Here is a 5,430-nt window from a genome sequence, read left to right on the forward strand (position 1 = left end):
CGATGGCGGTGGTGACCTGGGTGGTGATGCCTTCGAGGGGGCGGCTGACGGCGGATTCCAGGCGGGTGATGAGGGCTTGGAGGGCTTCGTCGGCGATGTCTTCGGCGAGGATGGCGAACTCGTCGCCGCCCAGGCGGGCGACTGTGTCGCCGTGGCGGACTGCGGTGGTGAGGCGGGCGGCGATTTCGCGGAGGGCTCGGTCGCCGGCTTCGTGGCCGTGGCCGTCGTTGATGAGTTTGAAGTGGTTGAGGTCGCAGAAGAGCAGGGCGCCGGGGCGGCCGGAGGTGCGGGTGCGTTCGAGGACCTTGTCGAAGCGGCGCTGGAGGAGGCGGCGGTTCGGGAGGCCGGTGAGGGGGTCGTGGGCGGCGTGATGGCGGAGTTCGCGCTCGGCGTCCTTGCGGGCGGTGACGTCGTCGATCTGGACGAGCAGGATCCGCGGCTGGCCGGTGCTCTCGGCGACGATGGCCGCCGTACCGCCTAGCCAGATCTCGTTGCCGCTGGGTTGCGAGAAGATCCGCTCGAACCGGTACGGCGTTTTGCTGCGGGCGAGCCGGGCCAGCTCACGCCGGGTCTGTTCCGGCTCCTCGTCCCGCAGGAACGCTCCGGCGGCCGCACCGACCAACTGCCCCGCGTCGTACCCGGTGATCTGGCAGAAGGCGTCGTTCACCCGGAGGATCCGGCCGGCTTCGGGGCCGCCGAGGGCGACCGTGGCCATGCCGTTCCCGGCGCCTTCGAAGACCATCCGGAACGTCGCCTCGCTCGCCTCCAGGCGGGCTTTCTCGGCGAGGAGCTGGTCGGTCAGACGGGCCTTGTCGATCGCCAGCCCGGCCTGGGTGGCGAAGATCTCCAGCAGTTCGCGGTGGATCGGCCCGGGCCGCCGCTGATCCTCCGGGAGATCCACCGACAGCATCCCGACCAGCTCGTTCTCAGACGAGTACAGCGGCGCGAACAGGGCGTCGAGCGGGTGCCACGCATCCGGCCCGCTCGCCATCGGTACGTCGGGCACCCAGCCGACCACGTCACCTTCGGGCAGCCGCTCGTGGGGCACGAACCGCAGCCCGCCCCACTCGTCGGCGATCGCGAACTCGGCGTCGAAGATGTCCGCCGCGCTGACCGTGCCGAGCAGGGCCTCGCGGGCCTCCGGGGACCCGGAGACCGCGATGACCTCGAACTTCCCGTCCGGCTGGCGCAGATTGAGCACGGCGATCCCGAAGCCTAGACCGTCCACGACACCGTCGACGACGGCCTGCAGCGTCTCGGCCAGGCTGCGCCCGGCGCCCATCCGCGCACTCACCTCGTACAGCCGCCGGACCGCAGTCAGTGGCACCGAAGGTTCGTTGAGCACAGACCGAGAATAGGCGGAAAGCACTGACAGTGAGCAGCTGCATCCACAGTGGAACGCTAAACCTCGGTCAGCCCGCGGTAGCTGCGCTCAGCTGAGGCCCAGGAGTCGGTCGGCTTGTCGTGCTCGACCAGGTACTGCTCGACACCACCTGAGGCCGCATGCTCGAACATCGCACCGAAGTCGAGGTTCCCGGCGCCGACGTCCTCCCAGGAGCCGTCCGCGGCCATGTCCTTCACGTGCAGCGCGGGGAACCGCCCCGGGTGCTCCTGGAAGAGCTTGGCCGGGTCGTGACCGCCGTCGACCGCCCAGTACAGGTCGAGTTCGAAGCCGAGCAGCTCCGGATCGACGTCGAGCAGGATGTCGTACAGAACAGTCCCATCGACCTCGTTGAAGTCGTGACCGTGGTTGTGGAACAACAACTTCAGCCCGGCATCGCGCGCTGCCTTACCAGCCTCGGTGAGCGCGGCGGCCGCCGTACGGAAGCCTTCGATCGACCGCTGCTCGGCGGGAATGCTCGGTACGACGATCCACTGCGCGCCAAGCGTTTGTACGTCGGCCAACGCGCCGGCCCAGTTGTCCGCCATCCGCGCATATCCGACGTGCTCGAGCACGATCCGCAGCCCCGCGTCGTCCGCGAATCCACGGATCTCCTCGGCGCTGTGGTCGAACCGCCCACTCACGCCGACCGTGCGATAGCCGATCCCGGCCAGCCGCTTCAACGTCCCCGGATAGTCCTCCGCCAGCACGTCCCGCATGGTGTACAGGTGCATCCCGATACCGTCGGCGGGAATGGTCATTCGACATCTCCTCGGTACTAGACGACGTGCTCCTGGTAGCGGGCGTACGCCAGGTCGAAGACCTCCTGGCCCGGCGCGTCCCACAGTTCCTGGTTGAAGATCTCGACCTCGATCGGACCGTCGTACCCAGCCGCGTCACAGGCTTCCCGGAGTCGGCGTAGTTCAATCACGCCGTCTCCCATCATGCCGCGGCCGAGCAGGTTGTCGGCGGGGAGCGGTACGGTCCAGTCGCTGACCTGGTACGAGACGATCCGCTCACCGGCCCGCTCGATCTGCCGGTAGACATCGGCGTCCCACCACAGGTGGTAGGCGTCGACGATCACCCCGACCTGGGTCGCGGGGAACTGCTCGGCGAGATCGAGTGCACCGCCGAGTGAGGAGACGACGCAACGATCCGAGGCGAACATCGGGTGCAGCGCCTCGATGGCGAGCTTCACACCGCGTTCTTCCGCGTACGGCGCCAACTCGGCCAGGCCGTCGCGGATCATCGCGCGAGCGCCGTCGATGTCCCGGGATCCCGGCGGCAGACCGCCGCTGACCAGAACGAGAACCGACGTACCGAGAGTTGCCGACTCATCGATCGCGCGGCGGTTGTCCTCGATCTTGGCTTGCCGCTCTTGCGGATCGGTGGCCGTGAAGAAGCCGCCACGGCAGAGCGACGACACCTTCAGCCCGGCGTCCGCAACCAGCTTGGCGGCCCGCTCCGCGCCGTACTCCTGGATGGGCTCGCGCCACAGGCCGATCCACTCCAGGTTGGCGTCGGCGCTGGCTTTTACGACGTCCTCAAGCGGCCAGTACTTCGTCGTTGCCTGGTTGAGGCTGTAGCGGTTCACGCGTCGACCCCGCCCACCTTGAGCAGCTGCCGGAAGCGGTCGACCGCGAGCTCCGGATTCGTCAGTACGCCGGCTTGATCGGCCAACCGGAACGTGTCCGCGAGATGCGGCAGCGAGCGGCCGGTCTGCAGTCCACCGACCATCGTGAAGCCGGGCTGGTAGCCGTTCAGCCAAGCCAGGAAGGCGATTCCGGTCTTGTAGTAGTAGGTCGGTTTGGAGAAGATCTGTCGCGCGAGCGGAACTGTCGGGGCGAAGACTTTGTTGTAGGTGTCGAGGTCGTTGTCGTCGAGGGCCTTCAGCGCGGCAGCGGCGGCGGGGGCGATCGCGGCGAAGATCCCGAGCAGGGCATCGCTGTAGCGGTCGCCGTCGCCCTGGATCAGCTCGGGATAGTTGAAGTCGTCGCCGGTGTACAGTCGCACGCCCTCGGGCAGACGCTTGCGCAGGGCAACCTCTTTGTCGGCGTCCAGGAGCGAGATCTTGATCCCGTCCACCTTCTGCACGTTGTCCTCGATCAGGCCGACCACAACATCCGTCGCCACCTCGACCGAATCACTACCCCAGTAACCAGCCAGCGCCGGATCGAACATCGACCCCAGCCAATGCAAGATCACCGGCCGCGAAGACTGCGCCAACAGGCGGTCATAAACCTTCCGATAGTCATCCGGCCCAGCCGCAGCAGCGCACAACGCCCGGCTAGCCATAAGGATCGGCTGAGCCGCCACATCCTCCGCAACCGCCAACTGCTCCTCGTACGCCGCAACCACCGCGTCGAGGTCGTGAGTTCCAGCGGGTAGCTGGTCTGTGCCTACGCCGACCGCGATCCGCCCGTCAGGAGCTTCAGCGGCTGATCTCCGGATGAGCTCTTGGGTGGATGCCCAGTCGAGGCCCATGCCGCGCTGGGCGGTGTCCATTGCTTCGGCGACCGACAGTCCGAGGGACCACAGGTGGCGGCGGAAGCCGAGAGTGTGTTCCCAGTCGATGACCGCGGGGGCGCCCGGCGAGTTGTCACCGAGCGGATCCGCGACCACGTGCGCCGCGGCGAAGGCCAACCGCGATCGGGCGGGCGAATAGGTGCCCTGGGCAACCGGCGTACCGGTCAATGTGTAGTTCTCGAGTCCACCGGCGAGCGGCAGCTTGAGCTCCATCACTTCGCCCCGAGGTCGAGGGCCGGCACCTCGAGCTTGCGGCCCTCGCGCCACGACTGCAGTCCGAGCTCGGCGAGCTGCACGCCCTTGACGCCTTCGACGAAGTCCCACGACCACGGTGCGTCGTCGACGATGTGCCGCAGGAACATCTCCCACTGCACCTTGAACCCGTTGTCGAACGTCTCGTTGTCCGGAACCGTCGCCCACTGCTCGCGGAAGTTCTCCGTGGCGGGGATGTCCGGGTTCCAGACCGGCTTCGGCGTCGCGGAACGGTGCTGCACGCGACAGTTCCGCAGTCCGGCAACGGCCGAGCCCTCGGTCCCGTCCACCTGGAACTCCACCAGCTCGTCCCGGAACACCCGCGTGGTCCACGACGAGTTCAGCTGCGCGACGATCCCGCCCTCGAGCTCGAAGACGCCGTACGCCGCGTCGTCGGCAGTGGCGGCGTACTCGTTGCCCTGCTCGTCCCAGCGGGCCGGCAGATGGGTCGCGCCCTGGCAGTACACGGACTTGACCTCACCGAAGATCTGGTCGAGCACGTACCGCCAGTGGCAGAACATGTCGACGATGATCCCGCCGCCCTCTTCGGACTTGTAGTTCCACGACGGCCGCTGCGCTTCCTGCCAGTCGCCCTCGAACACCCAGTACCCGAACTCGCCGCGCACCGAGAGGATCTTCCCGAAGAACCCACCGTCGACCAACCGCTTCAGCTTCCGCAGACCCGGCAGCGACAGCTTGTCCTGTACGACGCCGTTCTTCAGCCCCGAATCCCGCACCAGCCGGGCCAGGTCGACCGCTGCCTCCAGGCTGTCCGCGATCGGCTTCTCGCAGTAGATGGCCTTCCCGGCCTCGACCGCCGCACGGACCCCCTTCTCCCGCAACTGCGTGAGCTGCGAGTCGAAGTAGATCTCCACATCCGGCTCCGCGAGCGCCTCGGCGACATCGGTGGTCCACCGGCTCAGCCCGTACGTCTCGGCGATCCGCCGCAGCTTCAACTCGTTCCGCCCGACCAGGATCGGATCCGGAATGATCATCGTCCCGTCCGCGGCCTGGATCCCGCCCTGCTCCCGGATCGCCACGATCGAGCGCTCCAGATGCTGCCGCAGCCCCATCCGGCCGGTGACCCCGTTCATCACGATGCCGATACGTCGCTCGCTCACAGTTCCCCGCGCCTCCCTGACCAACCCTTGGAAAGGGCTTTCCAAGGCGTGTTCCGCAACCATAAGAGAGCAGAAACGGCGAGTCAACCCGAAACGGAAAGCGATATCCCCGACCCGCCCCGAGTAGTACCCGTACCGACGAACGGGTAC

Annotated in this window: 5 protein-coding genes; all 5 read right to left on the bottom strand. The window is 67.4% G+C overall.

All coding sequences use genetic code 11. The features are described 5' to 3' along the window. On the bottom strand, positions 1–1,345 hold a 1,345-nt coding region (locus E1261_RS43015), incomplete at its 3' end, for a diguanylate cyclase domain-containing protein (protein ID WP_132415839.1). Between the two features lie 56 nt (positions 1,346–1,401). Beyond that, positions 1,402–2,142, bottom strand: a complete 741-nt coding sequence (locus tag E1261_RS43020; protein WP_132415841.1) for a sugar phosphate isomerase/epimerase family protein — start codon at positions 2,140–2,142, stop codon at positions 1,402–1,404. A 17-nt stretch (positions 2,143–2,159) separates the two neighbouring features. Next, complete coding sequence (locus E1261_RS43025) at positions 2,160–2,975, bottom strand: sugar phosphate isomerase/epimerase family protein (protein WP_132415843.1); 816 nt, start codon at positions 2,973–2,975, stop codon at positions 2,160–2,162. After that, positions 2,972–4,120 carry a dihydrodipicolinate synthase family protein gene (locus tag E1261_RS43030; protein WP_132415845.1) on the bottom strand — a complete coding sequence of 383 codons (1,149 nt, stop codon included), beginning with the start codon at positions 4,118–4,120 and terminating at the stop codon, positions 2,972–2,974. The genes E1261_RS43025 and E1261_RS43030 overlap by 4 nt, the downstream gene beginning before the upstream one ends. After that, positions 4,120–5,280, bottom strand: a complete 1,161-nt coding sequence (locus E1261_RS43035) for a Gfo/Idh/MocA family protein (protein ID WP_132415847.1) — start codon at positions 5,278–5,280, stop codon at positions 4,120–4,122. The genes E1261_RS43030 and E1261_RS43035 overlap by 1 nt, the downstream gene beginning before the upstream one ends. Positions 5,281–5,430: the final 150 nt, after the last annotated feature.

Source organism: Kribbella albertanoniae (assembly GCF_004348455.1).
Classification (GTDB): Bacteria; Actinomycetota; Actinomycetes; order Propionibacteriales; family Kribbellaceae; genus Kribbella; species Kribbella albertanoniae.